Below are 20,469 nucleotides of genomic sequence, written 5' to 3'. Positions count from 1 at the left end.
TATGGCACAACAGAAACCTTCGATACCCAAAGGCACGCGCGACTTCTCCCCCGCGGAGATGATGCGCCGCAACTACATTTTCGACACGATCCGGCAGGTGTTCCGCACCTACGGTTTCGCACCGCTCGAAACCCCCGCGATGGAGAACCTCTCGACGTTGCTGGGCAAGTACGGCGACGAGGGCGACAAGCTCCTGTTCCGGATTCTCAACTCGGGCGACTACGCCGCGGGCCTTTCGGACGGGGAGCTGCGCAGCGCCTCGCACATCAGCGAGAAGGGGTTGCGCTACGATCTGACCGTCCCCTTCGCGCGCTATGTCGTGCAGCATCAGGGCGAACTGACCTTCCCTTTCAAGCGTTACCAGATGCAGCCCGTGTGGCGTGCCGACCGTCCGCAAAAGGGGCGTTACCGCGAATTCTACCAGTGCGACGTGGACGTGATCGGCACGCGCTCGCTGCTGTGCGAGGTGGAGCTGGTGGAGATCGTCGAGCGGGTCTTCGCGGCGCTGGGCATCCGCGTCGCGCTGAAGATGAACAACCGCAAGATTCTCTACGGCATAGCCGAAGCCATCGGCCATGCAGACAAGATGACGGACATCACCGTGGCCATCGACAAGCTCGAGAAGATCGGGCTGGAGAACGTGCGGGCCGAACTGCTCGGACGGGGACTTTCGCCCGAGGCGGTGGACCGGCTTCAACCGATTCTCGAGCTGAGCGGAGACAACGACTCGAAACTCACACAGTTGCGCGACGTACTGGCCTGCTCCGAAACGGGTCTGAAAGGCATTGAGGAAATGCGGACCGTCTTCGACTGCGTGGCCCGGCTGGGGCTCGCGATGCCCGTCGAGCTGGACCTCTCGCTGGCACGCGGACTGAACTACTATACCGGGGCGATCTTCGAGGTCAAGGCCCTCGACTTCGCCATCGGCTCGATTTCGGGCGGCGGCCGTTACGACGATCTTACGGGCATCTTCGGAATGCCCGACGTGTCGGGCGTCGGCATCTCGTTCGGCGCGGACCGCATCTACGACGTGATGACGGGCCTCGGCCTCTTCCCCGCCGAACTGAACTGCTCGACGCGCGTGCTGTTCACGAATCTCGGCGAGGCGGAGCAGGCCGCCGTGCTGCCGCTGTTGCGCTCCGTGCGCGACGCGGGCGTTCCGGCCGAGATCTACCCCGATCAGGCCAGGATGAAGAAACAGATGGAGTACGCCAACCGCCGCGGCATTCCGCTGGTGGCCATCGTCGGCTCGGAAGAGCTGGCCGCAGGCGTCGTCACGCTCAAGGACATGCGGACGGGCGACCAGCGGCAGGTCCCCTTCGCCGAGGTGGCCGGCGCCGTGAAATAGGCGGCCGCGCCGCCGGACAAAAAACTGACCGAGATGCACAAACCGTTATCGGCTCTGCTCGCCCTGCTCTGTGCGCTGCCTCTGGCGGCGCAGGACCGGGCGGACGTGGAGCAGTTGCAGAAATTCGCCCGGGTGTACCGCTACCTGACGGAGCTTTACGTGGACGACGAGGACATGGCTCCCGTCGTCGAGGGGGCCATTGCGGGCATGCTCGAACGGCTCGACCCCCATTCGGCCTACCTCACGGCCGAGGAGATGCGGAGCGTGCGCGAGAGCATCGACGGGGAGTTCAGCGGAATCGGCGTGGAGTTCAACGTGCTGCGCGACACGATCATCGTGGTGAACACCGTCGCCGGAGGCCCTGCCGAGCGCGCCGGGATGTGGGCCAACGACCGCATCGTGCGCATCGACACGACGGAGGCCGTGGGCTTCACGCGCGCCGACGTGCCGAAGCACCTGCGCGGCAAGACCGGCACAAAGGTCGCGCTGGAGGTCGTGCGCCACGGCGTTCCGGAGCGGCTGCGCTTCACGCTCGTGCGCGACAGGATTCCGCTCAACACGGTCGATGCGGCCTATCGGGTCTCGGACAGCGTGGGCTACATCAAGGTGAACCGCTTCGGACAGACCACGATGGCCGAATTCGGGGAGGCGTACCGCAAACTGGGTCGGCCCGGGGCGCTGATCCTCGATTTGCAGGGCAACGGCGGCGGACTGCTCGACCAGGCGATCGGCATGGCGGGCTTTTTCCTGCCGCGCGGCGCCGTGGTCGTCTCCACCGAGGGGCGCGCCGTGCCGCCCACGGATTTCGAGACCCAAAGCCCGGGCGAGGACACCGCAGGACGGCTGGTCGTGCTGATCGACGAAGCGTCGGCCTCGGCGTCGGAGATCGTCGCCGGCGCCGTACAGGACTGGGACCGGGGCATTGTCGTGGGACGGCCGAGCTTCGGCAAGGGGCTCGTGCAGCGGCAGATCGGACTGCCCGACGGTTCGGCCGTGCGGCTCACCGTGGCCCGCTACCACACCCCTTCGGGACGCGTTATCCAGCGCCCCTACGAGAAGGGCAACCGCCGCGAATACTACCTCGACCATCTGCGCCGTTACGACGACCGGACGCGCGATTCGCTCGACGCCGGAGCTCCGGCCTACCGCACGCTGCGCACCGGGCGCACGGTCTATGGCGGTGGAGGCATCCGCCCCGACGTCGTCGTGGCGCCCGACACGGCGGGCTATTCGGATTACTACGCGCGGCTGATCCGTCAGGGCGTCGTGGCCGACTTCGTGAACGACTGGCTCGACCGTGCGCGCGACAGCCTTTCGCGGCGTTACGCCGATTTCGAAGCCTTCGACGCGGGATTCGTCCCTTCGGACAGTCTGCTCGGCCGCCTCACGGCCGAAGGCGAGCGGCGCGGCGTGGCGTTCGATGCGGCTGGATTCGCCGCCTCGGCGTCCGTCGTGCGCATCCAGCTCAAGGCGCTGGCCGCCCAGCGGATGTTCGGTCCGGCAGCCTATTTCCGGGTCGTAAATCCCTCGCTCAATGCGGCGTATATCCGTGCGACGGAGATTCTCGCCGACTGGCGGCGGCGGGGCGAACCGCTTCTCGAAGGGAAAAATTAGGCGGAAGTTTTTGGTGATCCGGATTCTTTTGCGTATATTCGTATACCTAAAGACCAGAATCGTATAGTTCCGGATTAACCTAAAAGCTACCGTTCATGTCTCTTTCACCCATACGCCGCGGAAGCGAGGAGCACGACGATCCCGTTTTATCGAAAGCCGTCAAGGCCGGCCGACGCACCTATTTCTTCGATGTCCGGGCCACGCGCAGCGACGACTATTTCCTGACCATCACCGAGAGCCGCAAAATGACCGACGCCAGAGGCGAGGTTACCTTCGACCGGCATAAAATCTTTCTTTATAAGGAAGATTTCGACAAATTCGTGTCGGAACTCGCCGAAACGATCGCGTTCATCCGCTCTCGGACGCCCGCAGCAGCAGAGAACGAAAAGTAAGGAGCCGCGCGCCGGTTCCGGACACTCCCTGTCGTACGGGCGGGGCGATCTGCCGAAACCGGCGTGCGCGAATATCATCGGGAGTCCCGGACTCCGGATCGCGGGGCTGTTTCGTGTTTCCGGCAGCCCGGTGCGACGACCGGAAACGCCGCATAAAATCTTTCCCGGATTTGTTTCTGCGCGATGCTTGCACTATCTTTGTCTCCGGATAAACGGACCGGACGACCGTAGCGTCGTATCCGCCGCTACGCACCGTTCGTGCGGCCGCGGCGGGAGCGGAGTGACGTTTGTCCGCATTGCACACGGGCGTTTCCGCACGGACCGGTGCGGCCCCGCAGCCGGGGACGTGTCCCGGACGGGCGGAGACCGAAACACGGAATTATGAAATTCACCAAATCTGTCGTTCTGGCGCTCAAGGGATGCGCCATGGGTATGGCCGATGTCGTTCCGGGCGTCTCGGGCGGCACGATCGCCTTCATTTCGGGAATCTACGAGGAACTGATCGACTCGATCCGCAGCGTCGATGCCACGGCCCTGCGGCTGCTGGCGCGCCTGCGGCTGGGCGAGTTGTGGCGGCACGTGAACGGCCGTTTCCTGCTGCCCGTACTGACGGGCATCGCCATCGCCGTCTTCTCGCTGGCGCGGCTGATGACCTACCTGCTCGAACATCACCCGATCGAAATCTGGTCGTTCTTCTTCGGTTTGATCGTCGCCTCGGCACTGCTGGTTTCCAAACAGATCGGCCGTTGGGACTGGCGCACGGCCGCGGCACTGGCCGTGGGGGCCGCCGCCGCATGGTGGATCACCGTCGCCACGCCGACCGAAACGCCGAACGACTGGTGGTTCGTCATGCTGTCGGGGGCCGTCGCCATCTGCGCCATGATCCTGCCCGGCATCTCCGGGGCCTTCATCCTGTTGCTGCTGGGGAAGTACCAGTATATCATGCAGGCCGTCGGCGACCTGAACATTCCCGTCATCGCTATTTTCGCCGTCGGCGCCGCCGCCGGCATCATCTCCTTCTCGCACCTGCTGTCGTGGCTGCTCAAACGCTGGCACGACGTCACGGTGGCGGTGCTGATGGGCTTCATGGTCGGCTCGCTCAACAAGGTGTGGCCGTGGAAGGAGACCGTCGAGACCTACACCGACAGCCACGGGGTCCTGCAGCCGCTCGTGGAACGAAACATCGCCCCGGGGCATTTCGAGGCGCTGTACGACAAACCGTCGCTGCTCGCGGAAGCCGTGCTGCTCTGCGCGGCGGGATTCCTCGCCATCTACGGCATCGAGTTGCTGGCACGTATCGTACTCAAAAAACGGGAAGAGTAGCCATGCGCCGGTTCGGATTGATCGGCCGGCCGCTCGGGCATTCGGCATCGGCGAAGTACTTCACGGAAAAATTCCACAAAGAAGGATTATCGGACTGCGAATATGCGCTTTACGAACTTCCGTCCGTCGAAGAGCTGCCATCTTTGCTGGCTGCGATGCCGGAGTTGTGCGGACTGAACGTCACGATCCCCTACAAACGCAGTGTCATGCATCTGCTGGACCGCATCGCTCCCGAGGCGCAGGCCATCGGCGCAGTAAACTGCATCCGCCGCCTGCGGAACGGAACGCTGGAGGGCCACAATACCGACATCGCCGGACTGCGCGCCGCACTCGACCGCTTGCTGGGCGGGGCCGAACCTGCGCAGGCGCTGGTGCTCGGCACGGGGGGCGCCTCGCAGGCCGTGCAATACGCACTGGCCGAACGCGGGATTCCTTTCGCATTGGTGTCGCGCGACGCGGCGAAAGGCAACTACACTTACGACAACCTGCCGTGCGAAGCGGTCTCCGAGAGCCGCCTCATCGTCAATGCGTCGCCCGTGGGGACCTACCCCGCCGTCGGGGAAGCGCCGCGAATCCCCTATGCCTATATCACGCCGGAGCATTTTCTGCTCGACCTGGTTTACAACCCGCCGCTGACTCGTTTTCTCGACTGCGGTCTCCGGCGAGGGGCGCGCGTGCTGAACGGCGAGACGATGTTCCGCGGGCAGGCCGAGGCGTCGTGGAGAATATGGAATACCTGAAGCACGACACGAACCAAAAACTGTAAACGGATGAAAAAGTATTTACTGCTGCCTATTATCTCGGCGGCGTTCTGCACCTTTGCGGCCTTCGGGCAGGAGCAGCCCGAAGCACCCCGCTTCAACGGGGCCGACGTACAGTATTTCATGCGCCGGCTCATCGGCGAGTTCGGAAAGGTCGTACGGGAGAGGAACGTGCCCGCCGAAACGCTTTCGCCGAAAGTCGGCGTGGCGTTCATGGTCCGTGCCGACGGCAGCATCGACGAGTGGCGTTTCCGCGACAGCACGTCGGAGGGACGCGACCGCTGCGACCTTGCCCCCGCTTCGGAGGCCACCCGCGCAACGCTGACCGAAGCCTTTTCGCGCCTCGGAGGCTGGACCCCCGCCACCTATGCGGACGGACGCACGACGGATTACACCCTGCGGCTGACGCTCCGGATTCCCGTCGAAAAATACCTCCGCGAGCAGGACCCCGATCCGCTGCTCTTCCTGGGCGAGGATCCGGACAAGAGTTTCACGGAGTGGATGCGGGAGCGCGTCCGCTACGACGAACGTTTCGCACGGGTCGGCGGTATCGTGTGCGTGAAGTTCTACATCGAGCCGGACGGCCGTATCACGATCGGTGAAACGCTCGAGACGCCCGATCCGAAACTGTCGAAGGAGGTAATCCGTGTAATCCGCGGCAGCAAAGGCAAATGGACGCCCCGCAAGGTAGATGGCGTACCTCAGCGGACCGCTTACGAATACCGCTGCAACTACGTGAACGAAAGCTACTGACGCCTCCGGAGCAGACCGCTCGCGGACGAAGACGAATGCGAACCGCCCCTGCCGCAACGATTGCGCAGGGGCGGATTCTTTCGCATGCGGGGCCGCGGCCGTGCGCCTACCGGTGGTGCAGCATGGCCCGGGCCTTTTCGTAGTCCTCTTCGCGGACGACGACCTGCGCGGGCATCGTGCCGATGGGATAGATGGCCGACATGTATTCGTTGCGGATCGTCGCCCAGATTCCGGCACTGTCGAGCATCGACTTGGCGATTTCGGCTTCCGTGATGGTGTTGTACTCCGCCAGTACAATCATGGTCTCGTCTTGCATAGTTTTTCGTTTTTCGTTGGATATTTAAAGTTAAGCATTTTGTTGATAAAATGCAAGACCCCTGCCACTAATTCTCCGGAAATAATCGCTATCTTTGTCCGTGCGTATCCGGCCGCGGCGGCCGGCGGTCCGCGGAACCCGAACGGCGCGGAGAAGATGCACGCCGCGCCGGAGCGAAAACAACGTTACGACAATGCCCCAATTCGTTCACCTTCACGTACATTCCCAATATTCGATCCTCGACGGACAGGCCAGTATCCAGCGTCTGGTGGACAAGGCCATGGCCGACGGACAGCCCGGCATCGCCATCACGGACCACGGCGACATGTTCGGCATCAAGGAGTTCTACAACTATGTCAAGAAGGTCAAGGGCAAGCTCAAGGACAAGGCCGCCGACTGCGAGAAAAGACTCGAGGAGCTGCGCGGCGGAGAAGCCGGGGCGGCGGAGATCGCCGACTGCGAGAAGCAGCTCGCAGAGCTGAAGCGCAAGCTCGCTTTCAAACCCATCATCGGCTGCGAGGTCTACGTGGCGCGCCGCAGACTGCACGACAAGGAGGGCAAGCCCGACCAGAGCGGCTACCACCTCATCCTGCTGGCCAAGAACCTGAAGGGTTACCACAACCTCATCAAGATCGTCTCGAAGGCGTGGACCGAGGGCTTCTACATGCGCCCGCGTACGGACCGCGTGGAGATCGAGAAGTACCACGAGGGGCTGATCTGCTGCTCGGCCTGTCTGGCGGGCGAAGTCCCGCGCGCGATCACGGCCGACGACATGGAGAAGGCCGAGGAGTCGATCCTCTGGCACAAGCGGGTCTTCGGCGACGACTACTATCTGGAGCTCCAGCTCCACAAGGCGACCGTCGAGCGGGCCAACCACGAGGCCTACCCCATGCAGCTCAAGGTGAACAGACACCTGCGCGAACTGGCCGCCAAACACGGGATACGCACGGTCTGCACGAACGACGTGCACTTCGTGGACGAAGACAACGCCGAGGCGCACGACCGCCTGATCTGCCTCTCGACGGGCAAGGACCTCGACGATCCCAAACGGATGCTCTATTCGAAGCAGGAGTGGCTCAAGACGACGGCCGAAATGGCCGCGATCTTCGGCGAGACGGACCCCGAGGCGATGGCCACGACGGTCGATATATGCAACCAGGTGGAGTGCTACTCCATCGACCATGCGCCGATCATGCCGACGTTCGCCATTCCGGCCGACTTCGGCACGGAGGAGGAATACCGCGCCCGCCTGACGGAGCAGGACCTCTTCGACGAGTTCACGCGCGACGAGCACGGACAGGTGGTCATGTCCGAAGAGGAGGGGCGCAAGAAGATCGAGAAGCTGGGCGGATACGACAAGCTCTACCGCATCAAGCTCGAGGCCGACTACCTGGCCAAACTCACGATGGAGGGGGCGCACCGGCGCTACGGCGAGCATCTGACCGAGGAGCAGGAGGAGCGGCTGCGCTTCGAGCTGCACATCATGAAGACGATGGGTTTCCCGGGCTACTTCCTCATCGTGCAGGATTTCATCCGCGCGGCGCGCGAGGAACTGGACGTCTCGGTGGGTCCGGGACGAGGCTCGGCGGCCGGATCGGCCGTGGCCTACTGTCTCGGCATCACGCAGATCGACCCCATCGCCTACGACCTGCTGTTCGAGCGCTTCCTCAATCCGGACCGTATCTCGCTGCCCGATATCGACGTCGATTTCGACGACGACGGCCGCGGCCGCGTGCTGAACTGGGTGACGCAGAAATACGGCAAGGAGAAGGTGGCGCACATCATCACCTACGGCACGATGGCTACCAAGCTGGCCATCAAGGACGTGGCGCGCGTGCAGAAACTCATGCTCTCGGAGTCGGACCGGCTGTGCAAGCTCGTCCCCGACAAGATTCCGGACAAGAAGCTCAACCTCCAGAACGCAATCGACTACGTACCCGAGCTCAAGGCGGCCGAGCAGTCGGACAACCCCGTGCTGCGCGACACGATACGCTATGCCAAGATGCTCGAGGGCAACGTCCGCAACACGGGCGTTCACGCCTGCGGCACGATCATCTGCCGCGACGACATCACCGACTGGGTCCCCGTCTCGACGGCCGACGACAAGGAGACCGGCGAGAAGATGCTCGTCACGCAGTACGAAGGCTCGGTGATCGAGGACACGGGTCTCATCAAGATGGACTTTCTCGGACTGAAGACCCTCTCGATCATCAAGGATGCCGTGGAGAACATCCGCCAGACGAAAGGCGTCAAAATAGACATCGACGACTTCTCGATCATCGACGATCCGGCGACCTACCGCCTTTACGGCGAGGGCCGTACGGTCGGGACGTTCCAGTTCGAGTCCGCAGGCATGCAGAAATACCTGCGCGAGCTGCAACCCTCGACCTTCGAGGACCTGATCGCCATGAACGCCCTCTACCGTCCGGGGCCGATGGACTACATCCCCGACTTCATCGCCCGCAAGCACGGCCGCAGTCCGATCGTGTACGACATCCCGATCATGGAGAAGTACCTGAAGGACACCTACGGAGTGACGGTCTACCAGGAGCAGGTCATGCTGCTGTCGCGCCTGCTGGCCAACTTCACCCGCGGCGAGTCTGACACGCTGCGAAAGGCTATGGGCAAGAAGCTCAAGGACAAGCTCGACGCACTGAAACCCAAGTTCATCGCCGGAGGGCAGAAGAACGGCCACGACCCGAAGGTGCTCGAAAAGATCTGGGCCGACTGGGAGAAGTTCGCCTCCTATGCCTTCAACAAGTCGCACGCCACGTGTTACTCGTGGGTGGCGTTCCAGACCGCCTACCTCAAGGCCAACTACCCTTCGGAGTACATGGCCGCGGTGCTGAGCCGGAACCTGACGAACATCGAGCAACTGACGCTCTACATGAACGAGTGCAAGCGCATGGGCATCAGCGTGCTGGGGCCCGATATCAACGAGTCGATGCGCACCTTCTCGTCCAATGCCGCGGGCGACGTGCGCTTCGGTCTCGCAGCCGTGAAGGGCGTAGGAGAAGCGGCCGTGGAGAGCATCATCGCCGAACGGAAGGCCAACGGGCGGTTCAAGGACGTCTATGACTTCATCGAACGCGTGAACTACTCGCTCGTGAACCGCAAATGCCTGGAGAACCTGGCCTACGCCGGGGCGTTCGATTCGATCGCCGACTTCCCGCGCAACAAGTTCTTCGGAGCCGATGCGCGCGATTCGAGCGGCGTCACCTTCATCGAACAGCTCATGCGCTACGGACAGCGTTACCAGACCGAGCAGAACAATGCCCAGCAGAGCCTGTTCGGCGGCGGCGAGCACGTGGACATCCAGCGTCCCGTGACTCCGGCCTGTCCGGACTGGAGCCAGCTCGAGAAACTCTCGAAAGAGCGCGAAATGGTGGGGCTCTATCTCTCGGCGCACCCGCTCGACGACTACAAGATCATCATCGACCACATGTGCAAGACGCAACTCTCGGAGCTGGAGAATCTCGACCCGCTCAAGGGACAGGAGATCGCCGTGGCGGGTATGGTCGTCAGCGTGCAGAACCTGATGACCAAGACCGGCAAGCCGTGGGGCAAATTCAAGCTGGAGGACTACAACGGAGCGCACGAGTTCGCGCTTTTCGGCAAGGACTACGAGAATTTCCGCAAGTACCTCTTCGCCGACTACTTCCTCTTCATCCGCGGGAAGGTGCAGCCCAAGCCCTACAACGATCAGGAGCTGGAGTTCAAGATCGTCGGCATGACGCAGCTCTCCGAGATGCGCGACTCGATCAAGGAAATGGTCGTGCAGTTGCCCGTGAGCGACGTGACCGAGGCGCTCATCCGCGGTTTCTCGGAGTGCGTGCGGCAGTCGAAGGGCGACACGCTGCTGCGCGTGAACGTCTTCGACCGCGAAGCGCGCGTGGCGCTCAACCTCTTTTCGAAGAGCCACAAGGTGAGCCTCTCGCAGCCGCTGGTCGGATACCTGGAAGAGAACGAGATCAAATATTCAATCGCATAAACTTAAATTTCAATTCACAACAACTATGGCATTGGCTATCAACAAGGAGAACTTTGAGCAACTGCTCGCTTCAGGGCAGCCCGTCGTAATTGATTTCTGGGCCGAATGGTGCGGACCCTGCCGCACGATGTCGCCGATCGTGGACGAGCTGGCGGCCGAATACGAAGGACGCGTCGTCATCGGCAAATGCGACGTCGAGGAGAACGACGAGATCACGATGAAATACGGCGTGCGGAACATTCCGACGATCGTATTTCTCAAAGGCGGAGAGCAGGTGGACAAGCAGGTCGGCGCCTGTTCGAAGGACGCGCTGAAGGCGAAGATCGAAAAACTGCTCTGAGCCGTGCTCCGCAGCGTCGATTTCCACGGGCTCCGTGCCGTGGAGTTCTCCAAAGGCGACTATACGGCGCTGGTGATCCCCGAAATCGGGGCCAACCTCGTGCGGCTGTGCCACACGGGGCTGGGTGCGGAGATTCTGCGCACGCCCGCGGCCGACGAGATCGAGACCTTCCGGCGCCGTCCGCAGGTTTTCGGAATGCCGCTGCTCTTCCCGCCCAACCGTATCGCCGATGGACGTTACGAGTTCGACGGGCGGACGTACCGCTTCCCCATCACGATCGAGAAGGAGCACAACTACCACCACGGCATCCTCAAAAGCCAGCCGTTCGCCGTGTCGAAGGCATGGGAGACCGACGAGGAGACGCTCGTGGAATGCCGCTACTACTCGAACGCCGGGAACGACGCCGTGTTCCGCGACTTCCCGCACGAGTTCAAGTGCAAGCTGATCTACCGCCTCACGCCCCGCGGCATGGAGGTCGAGGCGATGTTCGCCAACCGCAGCCGGCTGCCGATGCCCGTCGGCGCGGGTTTTCATACGCCGATGCGGATCCCCTTCGCCGGAGGCGCGGCGGAGGATTACGTGATGCGCGCGGCCGTCGGCGAGGAGATCGAGCTGGATGCCCGCAAGCTCCCGACGGGCCGCAGACTGCCGCTCTCGGAGCGCTTCGCCAGGCTGCGCGGCGAGGGGCTGCAAGTGACCGGATGCGAACCGATCGAGGCGGCCTTCACGGTGCGCGGGATCGAAGTGGACGGACGGGAGTTCCGCGGGGCGCTGGTCGAGAACCGGCGCTCGGGCGCAAGGACCTTCTTCGAGGCGGACGGACAGACCACGAGCTGGACGCTCTGGAACAACGGCGGCGAAGTCCCCTACTGCTGCCCCGAACCGCAGTCGTGGACGACGAACGCCCCGAATGCCGCGGATCCCGCGGCCGAAGGGTTCCGTTCCGTGGCGCCGGGCGACAAGTGGAGCATGCGCTTCCGGCTCTACGCGCAATGACGCGGCGCCGGAAACCGGAGGGCAGGCGCGACCTCCGCACGACCGAATCGGAAAACCCCTCGCACTCGTCGAGGGGTTTTCGTTTTACAGACACGGAAAAAACATGAAATACGAATCGTTGAAGGGCCACGGCGCCATGCTCGGGGCCAACGCCATGTGGGGACTGATGTCCCCGGTGGCCAAAGCGGTCATGGCGGGCGGCGTCGTGACGCCGCTCGTCGTCACCGATCTGCGCGTGGCCGGGGCGATGCTCCTCTTCTGGACGGCCTCGCTCTTCCGCAGGCCGGAACACGTGCCGCCGGCGGACATGATGAAGCTCTTCGGGGCTTCGCTGCTGGCGATCGTCTTCAACCAGGGATGCTTCATCTTCGGCGTGGGGATGACCTCGCCCGTGGACGCCTCGATCATCACGACGAGCATGCCGCTCGTGGCGATGATCCTGGCCGCCGTCCTTCTCAAGGAGCCGGTCACCGGCAAGAAACTGCTCGGTATCGCGGCGGGTGCGACGGGCGCGCTGCTGCTTATCCTGGGCAGCAGCGGCGCGGAAGCGGCCGGGGCCACGGGCGGCAAATCCGTCTGGGGCGACCTGCTGGTGCTGCTGGCGCAGTGCAGCTATGCGCTCTATATCGTGCTGTTCAAGAACTTCGTCGGCCGCTACTCGCCGGTGACGATCATGAAGTGGATGTTCACCTACTCGTTCGTCTGCCTGTTGCCTTTCTCCTACGACGACCTGATCGCTACGGAGTGGACGGCGCTGGAGCGGAACGCGCTGCTGTCGCTGGGCTATATCGTCGTCGGCAGCACGTTCCTGAGCTATATCCTCGTCATCGTAGGCCAGAAACTGCTGCGCCCGACCGTGACCGGCATGTATAACTACGTGCAGCCGCTCGTGGCCAGCATCGTGGCGGTCTGCTGGGGTATGGACAGCTTCAACCTGTCGAAAATCCTCTCGGTCGTGCTGATCTTCGGCGGCGTCTATCTGGTGACGATGAGCCGCAGCCGGGCTGACGAGGAGCGCACCGCAGCCGCGGGAGGCGGCGCGAAGGAGGCATGAAGGAAAAGCACGCGCGGAAGATGAAAAATCCCGGTACGGCATGTTGCCGTACCGGGATTTTCGTCCGTTGCGGATGCGGATCAGCGCTTCTGTCCGAACCGCTCGTAGAAGACCGTCTCTTCGAGCGGCTTGCGCAGCGTCGCATGACGGTCGGGCGAGGCGGGGGCGTCGGCCCCGTAACCGATGAGCAGGATGTTCACCGGCTCGACCGTATCGGGCAGTCCGAACTCCTCGCGCACGGCTTCGGGCTTGAACATGCAGATCCACAACGTGTCGAGTCCGAGCGATGCGGCGGCGAGCATCATGTGGTCGGTGACGATCGAGGCGTCGATGTCGCCGATACGCTTGCCGTCGCACTTGCGGGTCCACACCTCGGAGGTGTCGGCGCAGACGACGACGGCCGCCGGAGCCCCGAAGTCGCGCGTACAGCGCGCGAGGCGCTCCATTCCCTCCGGCGATTCGACGACGATGAGCCGCTGAGGCTGCCGGTTGGCGCCCGTGGGGGCCACGCGCCCCGCTTCGAGAACAGCGGCGAGTTTTTCGGGTTCGACCTTCCGGTCGAGGTACTTGCGGCAGGCATACCGCTTTTTGGCCAATGCGAGAAAATCCATATCTTCTTCGGTTTTCGGGTGTCACCCCTCCGTTCCGGCGGGGGCGGAGCCGTCGCGCGGATTTCGCTCCGCGGCACGCTCCGCAAGCGAAGATACGAAAAAATACGCACCCGGCAAAACGGCGCCCGGCGGTGAATGGCAGACGGGACTGACAAAGTGGCAGACAACAGGAGCTGGCACACCGTTTGTTGGAGCAGTGAAACGGAAAATAACTGAAAACAACACGATACGATTATGAAAAACGGAAAAATCGGAGTCACCACGGAGAATATCTTCCCCGTGATCAAGAAATTCCTCTATTCGGACCACGAAATCTTCCTGCGCGAGCTGATCTCGAACGCCGTGGATGCGACGCAGAAGCTCAAAACCCTCTCGTCGATGGGCGAAGCAAAGGGCGAGCTGGGCGACCTCGCGATCCGCGTCGCGGCGGACAAGGAGCGGAAGACGCTGACCGTGACGGACCGCGGCGTGGGCATGACGGCCGAGGAGGTGGACCGCTACATCAACCAGATCGCCTTCTCGGGGGCCGAGGAGTTCATGGCCAAATACAAGGACCAGGCGATCATCGGCCACTTCGGACTGGGCTTCTACTCGGCGTTCATGGTCTCGGACAAGGTGGAGATCGTGACCCGCTCGTGGAAGGAGGGCGCCCGGACCGTACGCTGGAGCTGCACCGGAACGCCCGAATTCGAGATGGAAGAGACCGACGAGGAGCACGACCGCGGCACGACGATCACGCTGCACCTCGCCGAAGATGCGCTCGAATACGCCGAGGACTCGAAAATCGAGGGGCTGCTCAGAAAATACTGCCGCTTCCTGCCCGTGCCGATCGTCTTCGGCAAGGTCAAGGAGTGGAAGGACGGCAAGTACGTGGATACGGACAAGGACAACGTCATCAACGACGTGGATCCGCTGTGGACGCGCAAGCCGACCGAAATCACCGAGGAGCAGTACAAGGAGTTCTACCGCGAGCTCTACCCGATGAGCGACGAGCCGCTGTTCTCGATCCACCTGAACATCGACTACCCGTTCCACCTGACGGGCATACTCTACTTCCCGAAGATCCACAACAACTTCGAAATCCAGAAGAACAAGATCCAGCTCTACTCGAACCAGGTGTTCGTGACGGATCAGGTCGAGGGCATCGTACCGGAGTACCTGACGTTGCTGCACGGCGTGATCGACTCGCCGGACATTCCGCTCAACGTCTCGCGCAGCTACCTGCAGAGCGACGCCAACGTGAAGAAGATTTCGAGCTACATCACCCGCAAGGTCGCCGACCGGCTGCAGGAGCTGTTCAACACCCTGCGCGCCGATTACGAGTCGAAGTGGGACGACCTGAAGATCTTCATCCAGTACGGCATCCTGACCGACGAGAAGTTCGCCGAGAAGGCCGCGGACTTCATGCTCTGGAAAAACGTCGAGGGCAAGTACTTCACTCCGAAGGAATACACGGAAAAGGTGAAGGAGGCGCAGACCGACAAGAACAAGCAGGTGGTGTTCCTCTACGTGGACGATCCCGAGGAGAAGCACACCTTCCTCGAGGCGGCCAAAGGCAAGGGTTACGACGTGCTGTGGATGGACGGCCAGCTCGACAACCACTATATCAACTGGTACGAGTCGAAGCACAAGGACGAACGCTTCGTGCGCGTGGACAGCGACGTGATCGACAAGCTGATCCAGAAGGAGGAGAGCATGAAGATGTCGCTCACCGAGGCGCAGCAGGAGTTGCTCACACCCGTCTTCGAGAGCCAGATGCCCAGGGACGAGAAGATCAACTACCACATTTCGTTCGAGGCCATGTCGCCCGACGAAGCGCCGGTGGTCATCACGCAGAACGAGTTCATGCGCCGCATGAAGGAGATGGCCGCCGTGGGTGGCGGAGGCATGAGCCAGTTCTACGGACAGATGCCCGACAACTTCACGATCGCGGTGAACGGCAACCACCCCATCGTCATCGACATTCTCGCCGACGTGGAGAAGGCCTACGGCGACAAGCTGAAGACCACGACCAAGAAGATCGACACCGCGGTGGCCGAGGAGAAGCGGTTCGAAGAGATCGTAAAGGACAAGAAAGAGGCGGACCTCACGCCCGAAGAGAAATCGACGCGCGAGGAGCTGTCGAAAAAAGTAGTGACGCTGCGTGACGAACGCAACGAGCGGCTGCGGCAGATCGGCGGCGAGAACCGCCTCGTCAAGCAGATCATCGACCTGGCGCTGCTGACCAACGGCATGCTGAAGGGCAAGAACCTCACGGACTTCATCCAGCGTTCGATCTCGCTCATCGAGAAATAAGGCCGCATGGGCTGTAATGCAGAAAGAGGCTGTCCGAAGTCTGTTTTCTAAAGAAATGGCCCCCGTCAGAGTGATCTGACGGGGGCCATTTCAGTTTGCAGGGACCGTGTGCCGCACAGCCTTTTTCCTGTCAGGGGCATTCCTCGGCTGCCGGAAAACATGTTCCCGCCCGCCATACGGCATCCGCCCGCGGACTGCACCGGGGAACGAATGCACGAGGGTCGAACGGCCCGGCATCCGCCGCGCAGTCCCGGCCGGAGGAGATCACTCCTGCCAGCGGGTATCGAGCAGCGCGAGGAACCACTCCGGACAGCGGCAGGGACGGCGCGTGTCGCTGTGGATGAATCCCAGTTGCGTCATACCGGTGTTTATCAGTTCGCCCCGCTCGTTGTAGATTTCGTAGAAGAAGTTGATGCGTGCGGCGGGTTTCTCGCGGAGGATGATGCGCACGGTGAGCAGCTCGTCGAAATAGGCCGGCTTGCGGTATTTCGACTGCACCTCGAGTATCGGCATCATGATCCCCCGCCGCTCCACTTCGGCGAAAGACATGCCCAGCTCGCGGAGCAGTTCGCTGCGTGCGGCTTCGTAATAGCAGATGTAGTTCGAGTGATGGCAGATGGCCATCTGGTCGGTATGCTTGTACCAGACCCGGATCTTGCAGTCGTGACTCAACATGGTCGTCGTTCTTTTGTTTATTCGTTGTTTCGGCCGGATACGCCGGGCTTCTCCCCGCATGCGGTCTCCGCCGTAGCCGGAGTCTCCTGCACCGCCGCACGGAAGCGATGGCCCAGCAACCGCTCGGCCTCTGCGATCCGTCCGGCCTCCACCAGCCGGCGGATCGCCGTGGAACTGACGTGCTCGCCCTCCACGCTCCGTTCGTCCACGCGGATTATCCGCATCCCCAGCGCCGCCAGACGGTCGCAGTCGATGCGGTCGTGGCCGAAACGGTGATCGTATCCGGCCACGAGCGTCGCGGCCCCCACCTTTCCTATCAGGTAGCGCCGGGCGAATTCCTCGCCGGAGAGGGCGCTGAACGTGCGGTCGAACGGGATCACGATCACGTTGTCCACCCCCAGCCCGCGGAGCAGCGCCACCTTTTCGTCGAGCGTCGTAAGCAGCCGCAATCCCTCGCCGCGTCCCAGCGTGATGCGGGGATGCGGGTCGAAGGTCAACACGACGCTTTCGCCTCCGACAGCGCGGGCTTCGGCCGTGAGGCGGTCGATCAACGCGCGGTGTCCGAGGTGCACGCCGTCGTACGACCCCACGGTGACGACCGGGCGGACGAACCGCGGCAACGCGTCGAAACCACGGAAGACGCGGGTCCCGTGCCGTTCCGTATTTCTGCACTCCGGGCAGGACGTTCCCTCCGCCGGAATCCGTCTGTCCTCCGATTTCTCCATCAGCCGTTGCTGTTCTCCTCGCTCTCCTTGACGAAATAGGCGACCTTCTCGAGCAGCGTCGTGATGTCGTAGTTCTCGACGACGATGCCCTGCGGGAAGTTCAGGGGCGTGGAGGTGAAATTCAGCACCCCTTTGATGCCTGCATTGATAATCGGCACGACCAGGCTCGGGGCCACCTTCGTGGGCGACGAGACGATGACGATCGAGATGTCCTTCTCCTCGGCGATCTCCTCGAACGAATCCATGTGGTAGCAGGGAATGCCGTCGATGGTCGTGGAGACTTTCGCGGGATCGACGTCGAATGCGGCCGTGATCTTCAGATTCAGCCCCTTGCCGTTGAAATATTTGGTGATGGCCTGCCCCAGATGGCCCATGCCCAGCACGGCGATATTCATCGGCGACGGACTGTCGAGGATACGGCTGATGTAGTCGATCAGCACCTGCACGTCGTAGCCCTTCTTCGTGTCGCTCGAAAACCCGATCAGCATCAGGTCGCGCCGCACCTGCACGGCCGTGATGCCGTGGATGCCGGCCAGCACGTGCGAGAAGATATGCGTGATGCCCTGCTTGTGACTGGCGAGCAGCGTGCGGCGGTATTCGCTCAGCCGTTCGATGGTCTTTTCGGGAATCGAATTGGTCAGTGAAGCCATGCCTCTGCCTCCCTTACTGAATGGTTATCGTGAAATTCTTGTTGTAATCGACCCGTGTCCAGTTGCCGTTCACGTGGTTCGACCTTCCGGCGGGCTGTCCGAAGCGATAGGTCGTCTGCAACGGCGTATAGCTGCGCCCTTCGAGGTCGTACTCGATTTCTCCGTACATGGCCGGCGCGAAGATCAGCGCCGAATCGTATCCCCGGTAGGAATAGAGTGTCGGCAGCGTGCCGAAGGCCCGGATGTAGGCGCTGTCGAAAGCGGTCACGGCCTGCGCGTCGCGCTTGGCGTGGTAGGTCGATATGAAGACCACGCGGTCCTTGAAGAACATGGTGCGGTCGATGTTGTTGTAGCGGTTCCAGCGGACGTTGCCCAGCACCGTGAAGCGCGGGGCCGTGCGGCCGCGGCTCGTGAGGTTCGTGTCGGCTGAGGCCAGCGCCGCGAGGATGCGGTCCACCTCCACTTCGTCGTCCGAGAGGATGATGAAGACGTTGTCGTCCTTGTTCTCGAGCAGCGGCGTCAGATCGCTCGGACTGTTGCCGCCCGATCCGGAGGCGGACCGTGCGTTGCGGAACACATAGCGTTCGTACTGCCGTCCTTCCAGCAGGGCGAGCATCTCGCGCTCGAACTCCCGGTCGGTCGAGGCCGTGGCGATGAGCGTCACGCGCTTGCCGGGTCCCACCAGATCGGCCACTTTGTCGTACTTGTGCGCGGGATCGGGCGCGAGCTGGAACAGCACGTCGCTGTTCTCCCGCTCGATGTGCGCCAGCGGCGAGACGACGGGAATCCCTTTCTCTTCGGCAAAGCGGAGCACCGGCTGCAATCCCGTTTCATAGACGGGTCCCACGACGAGATCCGCCTGGCGGAATGTCTCGTCGGCGACGATCTGACGGATACGCTCCGGGCTGCGCCCCGTATCGTAAAGCCCGACGTTCACCGAATAGCCGAGCCGCTTCACGCTGTCGAGTCCCAGCAGGAAGCCCTGGTAAAATTCGAGGTAATTGGGATTCGCCGCACCGCCGACCTCCAGCGGCAGAAGCAGCGCGATGTCGAGCGGTTCGCCGCGGCGCAGCGCCCGGAATTCGACGGCGGCGGCCGAATCGGGCCGGAGCGACGAAAGGCTGTCGCGGAGCGTCAGGGAGTCGGAGGGCAGCGCTGCCATCCGGTCCGGTCCTCCGGGGACCTTGATCATGGCGCCGGCCTTCAGGTCGGCGGGTGTCATCCCGCCGTTGAGCGCACCGAGTTCCGCTTCGGTGATGCCGAACCGGCGCGAGAGCGAATAGAACGTCTCGCCCGGGTGCACGATGTGGTAGGCCGTGCCCTCGTCCGCCACACTGTTGAGCGAACGCCGGTACTCCTCCCATTGTTCGATGCTCCCCGCCTCGTCCTCCGAGCCGATCTGCTTTCTGCGGATCAGGATGCGTTCGCCCGGCCGCAGGTGCGTGGGGTCGATGCCCGGATTGTCCCCGATGATGGTCTTCACGGGAATCTCGTACTGCCGCGAAATGGCGTAGAGCGTCTCGCCCTTCGTGACGAAGTGGAAATCGAACGTCTTGCGGAGTTTGCGCTCCGACTTGCGGTCCTTCTCCGGGGAGACCTCCGCCACGACGGGAATGCGGATGTTCGCGGCGCTCTTCAGCCCCTCGGCCAGCGCCGGATTGTTCTCCACGATGACCTTCTCGCCCACGCCGTAGAGTTTCGCCAGCCCGTAGAGCGTCTCGCCCGGCTGCACGGCGTGGATGTAGTACTTCGCCCCGTTGATATAGACGATCGTCCGGGACTTTTCGCCGGCCGCCAGGGCGCAGAAGCCCCATGCGGCGAGCAGCAGTGTGGCGCAAAGTCGTTTCATCCCTGTCTGAGTTTGTCGCGCATCCGGATTTCGGTGATCACCTTCTTGGTATAGAGCGGAAAATCCCCGTTCATCATCCACGCGTAGTAGCTCGGCTCCGCGCGGAAGACCTCGGCCACCGACCGGCCCCGGTACTTGCCGAACCCGAAGACCTCCTCCCCCTTCTCGTTGTAGAGGATGCGTCCGGCGTAGTCGGCCGCCTCGGCGCGGCACGAATACTCGGCCAGCGCATCGACGTCGTTCCGCAGGTCGGGATAGCGGTCCAACTGGGCCTTCAGCACCTCGTAGGTGGCGCGCGTGTCAGCCTCGGCCGAATGGGCGTCGTCGAGCTCCTTGTCGCAATAGAACTTGTAGGCCGCCACCAGCGTGCGCTGCTCCTTCTTGTGGAAGATGTTCTGCACGTCGATGAACCGGCGCCGTTTCAGGTCCACGTCCACGCCCGCGCGCAGGAATTCCTCGACGAGCACCGGCAGGTCGAAACGGTTGGAGTTGAATCCTCCGAAGTCGCAGCCGCGGATGAACTGTTCGAGCGACCGGGCCACCTGGGCGAACGTCGGTGCGTCCTTCACGTCTTCGTCCGTGATGCCGTGCACGGCCGTCGCCTCCGCGGGAATGGGCATGCCCGGATTGAGCCGCCGGGTGCGGGTGATCTCCTCGCCGTCGGGCATGATCTTGATCATCGAAATCTCCACGATACGGTCACGGGCGGTGTCCACGCCCGTGGTCTCGAGGTCAAAGAAGATGATCGGACGCTTCAAGTTCAGCTTCATTTGTCG

18 protein-coding genes are annotated in these 20,469 nt (G+C 62.7%); 11 read left to right on the top strand and 7 right to left on the bottom strand.

Going from position 1 to position 20,469, the window contains the following annotated elements:
- Position 1 precedes the first annotated feature (1 nt).
- The 6 genes from hisS to FME97_RS11315 all read left to right on the top strand — a co-directional run bounded on the left by hisS (position 2) and on the right by FME97_RS11315 (position 6,191).
- Positions 2–1,348: a histidine--tRNA ligase gene (hisS, locus tag FME97_RS11340; protein WP_141429731.1), complete on the top strand. Its 1,347-nt coding sequence runs from the start codon at positions 2–4 to the stop codon at positions 1,346–1,348.
- A 33-nt stretch (positions 1,349–1,381) separates the two neighbouring features.
- Complete coding sequence (locus FME97_RS11335) at positions 1,382–2,962, top strand: S41 family peptidase (RefSeq protein ID WP_141429730.1); 1,581 nt, start codon at positions 1,382–1,384, stop codon at positions 2,960–2,962.
- Positions 2,963–3,057: 95 nt separating this feature from the next.
- Positions 3,058–3,354, top strand: coding sequence for a DUF3276 family protein (locus FME97_RS11330; RefSeq protein ID WP_141429729.1), 297 nt, complete (start codon positions 3,058–3,060; stop codon positions 3,352–3,354).
- A gap of 381 nt (positions 3,355–3,735) precedes the next feature.
- Positions 3,736–4,677, top strand: a complete 942-nt coding sequence (locus tag FME97_RS11325; protein ID WP_141429728.1) for a polyprenyl-phosphate transporter — start codon at positions 3,736–3,738, stop codon at positions 4,675–4,677.
- 2 nt (positions 4,678–4,679) lie between these two features.
- A complete protein-coding gene (locus tag FME97_RS11320; protein WP_141429727.1) occupies positions 4,680–5,417 on the top strand; it encodes a shikimate dehydrogenase family protein in 738 nt (245 codons plus the stop codon).
- A 30-nt stretch (positions 5,418–5,447) separates the two neighbouring features.
- The gene (locus FME97_RS11315; RefSeq protein WP_179954813.1) at positions 5,448–6,191 is read left to right on the top strand and encodes an energy transducer TonB; all 744 of its coding nucleotides are present in this window, start codon (positions 5,448–5,450) and stop codon (positions 6,189–6,191) included.
- A 106-nt stretch (positions 6,192–6,297) separates the two neighbouring features.
- Here the strand turns inward: FME97_RS11315 and FME97_RS11310 are convergent, their stop codons facing one another.
- A complete protein-coding gene (locus FME97_RS11310; protein WP_141429726.1) occupies positions 6,298–6,507 on the bottom strand; it encodes a putative signal transducing protein in 210 nt (69 codons plus the stop codon).
- Between the two features lie 193 nt (positions 6,508–6,700).
- On the opposite strand from FME97_RS11310, the gene dnaE reads away from it, so the two are divergent.
- The 4 genes from dnaE (at position 6,701) to FME97_RS11290 (ending at position 12,888) form a co-directional block, all read left to right on the top strand.
- Positions 6,701–10,498, top strand: a complete 3,798-nt coding sequence (gene dnaE, locus FME97_RS11305; protein ID WP_141429725.1) for a DNA polymerase III subunit alpha — start codon at positions 6,701–6,703, stop codon at positions 10,496–10,498.
- 25 nt (positions 10,499–10,523) lie between these two features.
- Complete coding sequence (gene trxA, locus FME97_RS11300) at positions 10,524–10,838, top strand: thioredoxin (protein WP_141429724.1); 315 nt, start codon at positions 10,524–10,526, stop codon at positions 10,836–10,838.
- A gap of 3 nt (positions 10,839–10,841) precedes the next feature.
- Positions 10,842–11,834, top strand: a complete 993-nt coding sequence (locus FME97_RS11295) for an aldose 1-epimerase (RefSeq protein WP_141429723.1) — start codon at positions 10,842–10,844, stop codon at positions 11,832–11,834.
- A gap of 103 nt (positions 11,835–11,937) precedes the next feature.
- Positions 11,938–12,888: a DMT family transporter gene (locus FME97_RS11290; protein ID WP_141429722.1), complete on the top strand. Its 951-nt coding sequence runs from the start codon at positions 11,938–11,940 to the stop codon at positions 12,886–12,888.
- Positions 12,889–12,968: 80 nt separating this feature from the next.
- Here the strand turns inward: FME97_RS11290 and FME97_RS11285 are convergent, their stop codons facing one another.
- A complete protein-coding gene (locus FME97_RS11285; protein WP_141429721.1) occupies positions 12,969–13,499 on the bottom strand; it encodes a nitroreductase family protein in 531 nt (176 codons plus the stop codon).
- Between the two features lie 234 nt (positions 13,500–13,733).
- On the opposite strand from FME97_RS11285, the gene htpG reads away from it, so the two are divergent.
- On the top strand, positions 13,734–15,794 hold the full coding sequence (htpG, locus tag FME97_RS11280) for a molecular chaperone HtpG (protein ID WP_141429720.1): 2,061 nt from the start codon (positions 13,734–13,736) through the stop codon (positions 15,792–15,794).
- A 264-nt stretch (positions 15,795–16,058) separates the two neighbouring features.
- On the opposite strand, the gene FME97_RS11275 is transcribed toward htpG, so the two are convergent.
- From FME97_RS11275 to FME97_RS11255, 5 genes are read right to left on the bottom strand one after another with little or no spacing between them, the layout of a single operon-like run.
- The gene (locus FME97_RS11275) at positions 16,059–16,469 is read right to left on the bottom strand and encodes an acyl-CoA thioesterase (protein WP_141429719.1); all 411 of its coding nucleotides are present in this window, start codon (positions 16,467–16,469) and stop codon (positions 16,059–16,061) included.
- Between the two features lie 17 nt (positions 16,470–16,486).
- Positions 16,487–17,194, bottom strand: coding sequence for an FAD synthetase family protein (locus tag FME97_RS11270; protein WP_141429718.1), 708 nt, complete (start codon positions 17,192–17,194; stop codon positions 16,487–16,489).
- A complete protein-coding gene (locus FME97_RS11265) occupies positions 17,194–17,844 on the bottom strand; it encodes a redox-sensing transcriptional repressor Rex (RefSeq protein WP_141429717.1) in 651 nt (216 codons plus the stop codon). The genes FME97_RS11270 and FME97_RS11265 overlap by 1 nt, the downstream gene beginning before the upstream one ends.
- 13 nt (positions 17,845–17,857) lie before the next feature.
- The gene (locus tag FME97_RS11260; RefSeq protein WP_141429716.1) at positions 17,858–19,693 is read right to left on the bottom strand and encodes a LysM peptidoglycan-binding domain-containing protein; all 1,836 of its coding nucleotides are present in this window, start codon (positions 19,691–19,693) and stop codon (positions 17,858–17,860) included.
- Positions 19,690–20,463 carry a 3'-5' exonuclease gene (locus tag FME97_RS11255; protein WP_141429715.1) on the bottom strand — a complete coding sequence of 258 codons (774 nt, stop codon included), beginning with the start codon at positions 20,461–20,463 and terminating at the stop codon, positions 19,690–19,692. Before FME97_RS11255 ends, FME97_RS11260 begins: the two co-directional genes overlap by 4 nt.
- Positions 20,464–20,469 lie beyond the last annotated feature (6 nt).

The sequence above is a fragment of the Alistipes dispar genome (assembly GCF_006542685.1).
In the GTDB taxonomy this organism is placed as follows: domain Bacteria; phylum Bacteroidota; class Bacteroidia; order Bacteroidales; family Rikenellaceae; genus Alistipes; species Alistipes dispar.
The sequence above is the reverse complement of the archived record's forward strand: the minus strand, read 5'-3'. Positions and strand labels throughout refer to the sequence as shown.

What these genes read in the sequence shown, in the direction of transcription:
- hisS (WP_141429731.1), top strand. Translation starts at nt 2, where the DNA reads ATGGCACAACAGAAACCTTCGATACCCAAAGGCACGCGCGACTTCTCC.
- FME97_RS11335 (WP_141429730.1), top strand. Translation starts at nt 1,382, where the DNA reads ATGCACAAACCGTTATCGGCTCTGCTCGCCCTGCTCTGTGCGCTGCCT.
- FME97_RS11330 (WP_141429729.1), top strand. Translation starts at nt 3,058, where the DNA reads ATGTCTCTTTCACCCATACGCCGCGGAAGCGAGGAGCACGACGATCCC.
- FME97_RS11325 (WP_141429728.1), top strand. Translation starts at nt 3,736, where the DNA reads ATGAAATTCACCAAATCTGTCGTTCTGGCGCTCAAGGGATGCGCCATG.
- FME97_RS11320 (WP_141429727.1), top strand. Translation starts at nt 4,680, where the DNA reads ATGCGCCGGTTCGGATTGATCGGCCGGCCGCTCGGGCATTCGGCATCG.
- FME97_RS11315 (WP_179954813.1), top strand. Translation starts at nt 5,448, where the DNA reads ATGAAAAAGTATTTACTGCTGCCTATTATCTCGGCGGCGTTCTGCACC.
- FME97_RS11310 (WP_141429726.1), bottom strand. Translation starts at nt 6,507, where the DNA reads ATGCAAGACGAGACCATGATTGTACTGGCGGAGTACAACACCATCACG.
- dnaE (WP_141429725.1), top strand. Translation starts at nt 6,701, where the DNA reads ATGCCCCAATTCGTTCACCTTCACGTACATTCCCAATATTCGATCCTC.
- trxA (WP_141429724.1), top strand. Translation starts at nt 10,524, where the DNA reads ATGGCATTGGCTATCAACAAGGAGAACTTTGAGCAACTGCTCGCTTCA.
- FME97_RS11290 (WP_141429722.1), top strand. Translation starts at nt 11,938, where the DNA reads ATGAAATACGAATCGTTGAAGGGCCACGGCGCCATGCTCGGGGCCAAC.
- FME97_RS11285 (WP_141429721.1), bottom strand. Translation starts at nt 13,499, where the DNA reads ATGGATTTTCTCGCATTGGCCAAAAAGCGGTATGCCTGCCGCAAGTAC.
- htpG (WP_141429720.1), top strand. Translation starts at nt 13,734, where the DNA reads ATGAAAAACGGAAAAATCGGAGTCACCACGGAGAATATCTTCCCCGTG.
- FME97_RS11275 (WP_141429719.1), bottom strand. Translation starts at nt 16,469, where the DNA reads ATGTTGAGTCACGACTGCAAGATCCGGGTCTGGTACAAGCATACCGAC.
- FME97_RS11270 (WP_141429718.1), bottom strand. Translation starts at nt 17,194, where the DNA reads ATGGAGAAATCGGAGGACAGACGGATTCCGGCGGAGGGAACGTCCTGC.
- FME97_RS11265 (WP_141429717.1), bottom strand. Translation starts at nt 17,844, where the DNA reads ATGGCTTCACTGACCAATTCGATTCCCGAAAAGACCATCGAACGGCTG.
- FME97_RS11260 (WP_141429716.1), bottom strand. Translation starts at nt 19,693, where the DNA reads ATGAAACGACTTTGCGCCACACTGCTGCTCGCCGCATGGGGCTTCTGC.
- FME97_RS11255 (WP_141429715.1), bottom strand. Translation starts at nt 20,463, where the DNA reads ATGAAGCTGAACTTGAAGCGTCCGATCATCTTCTTTGACCTCGAGACC.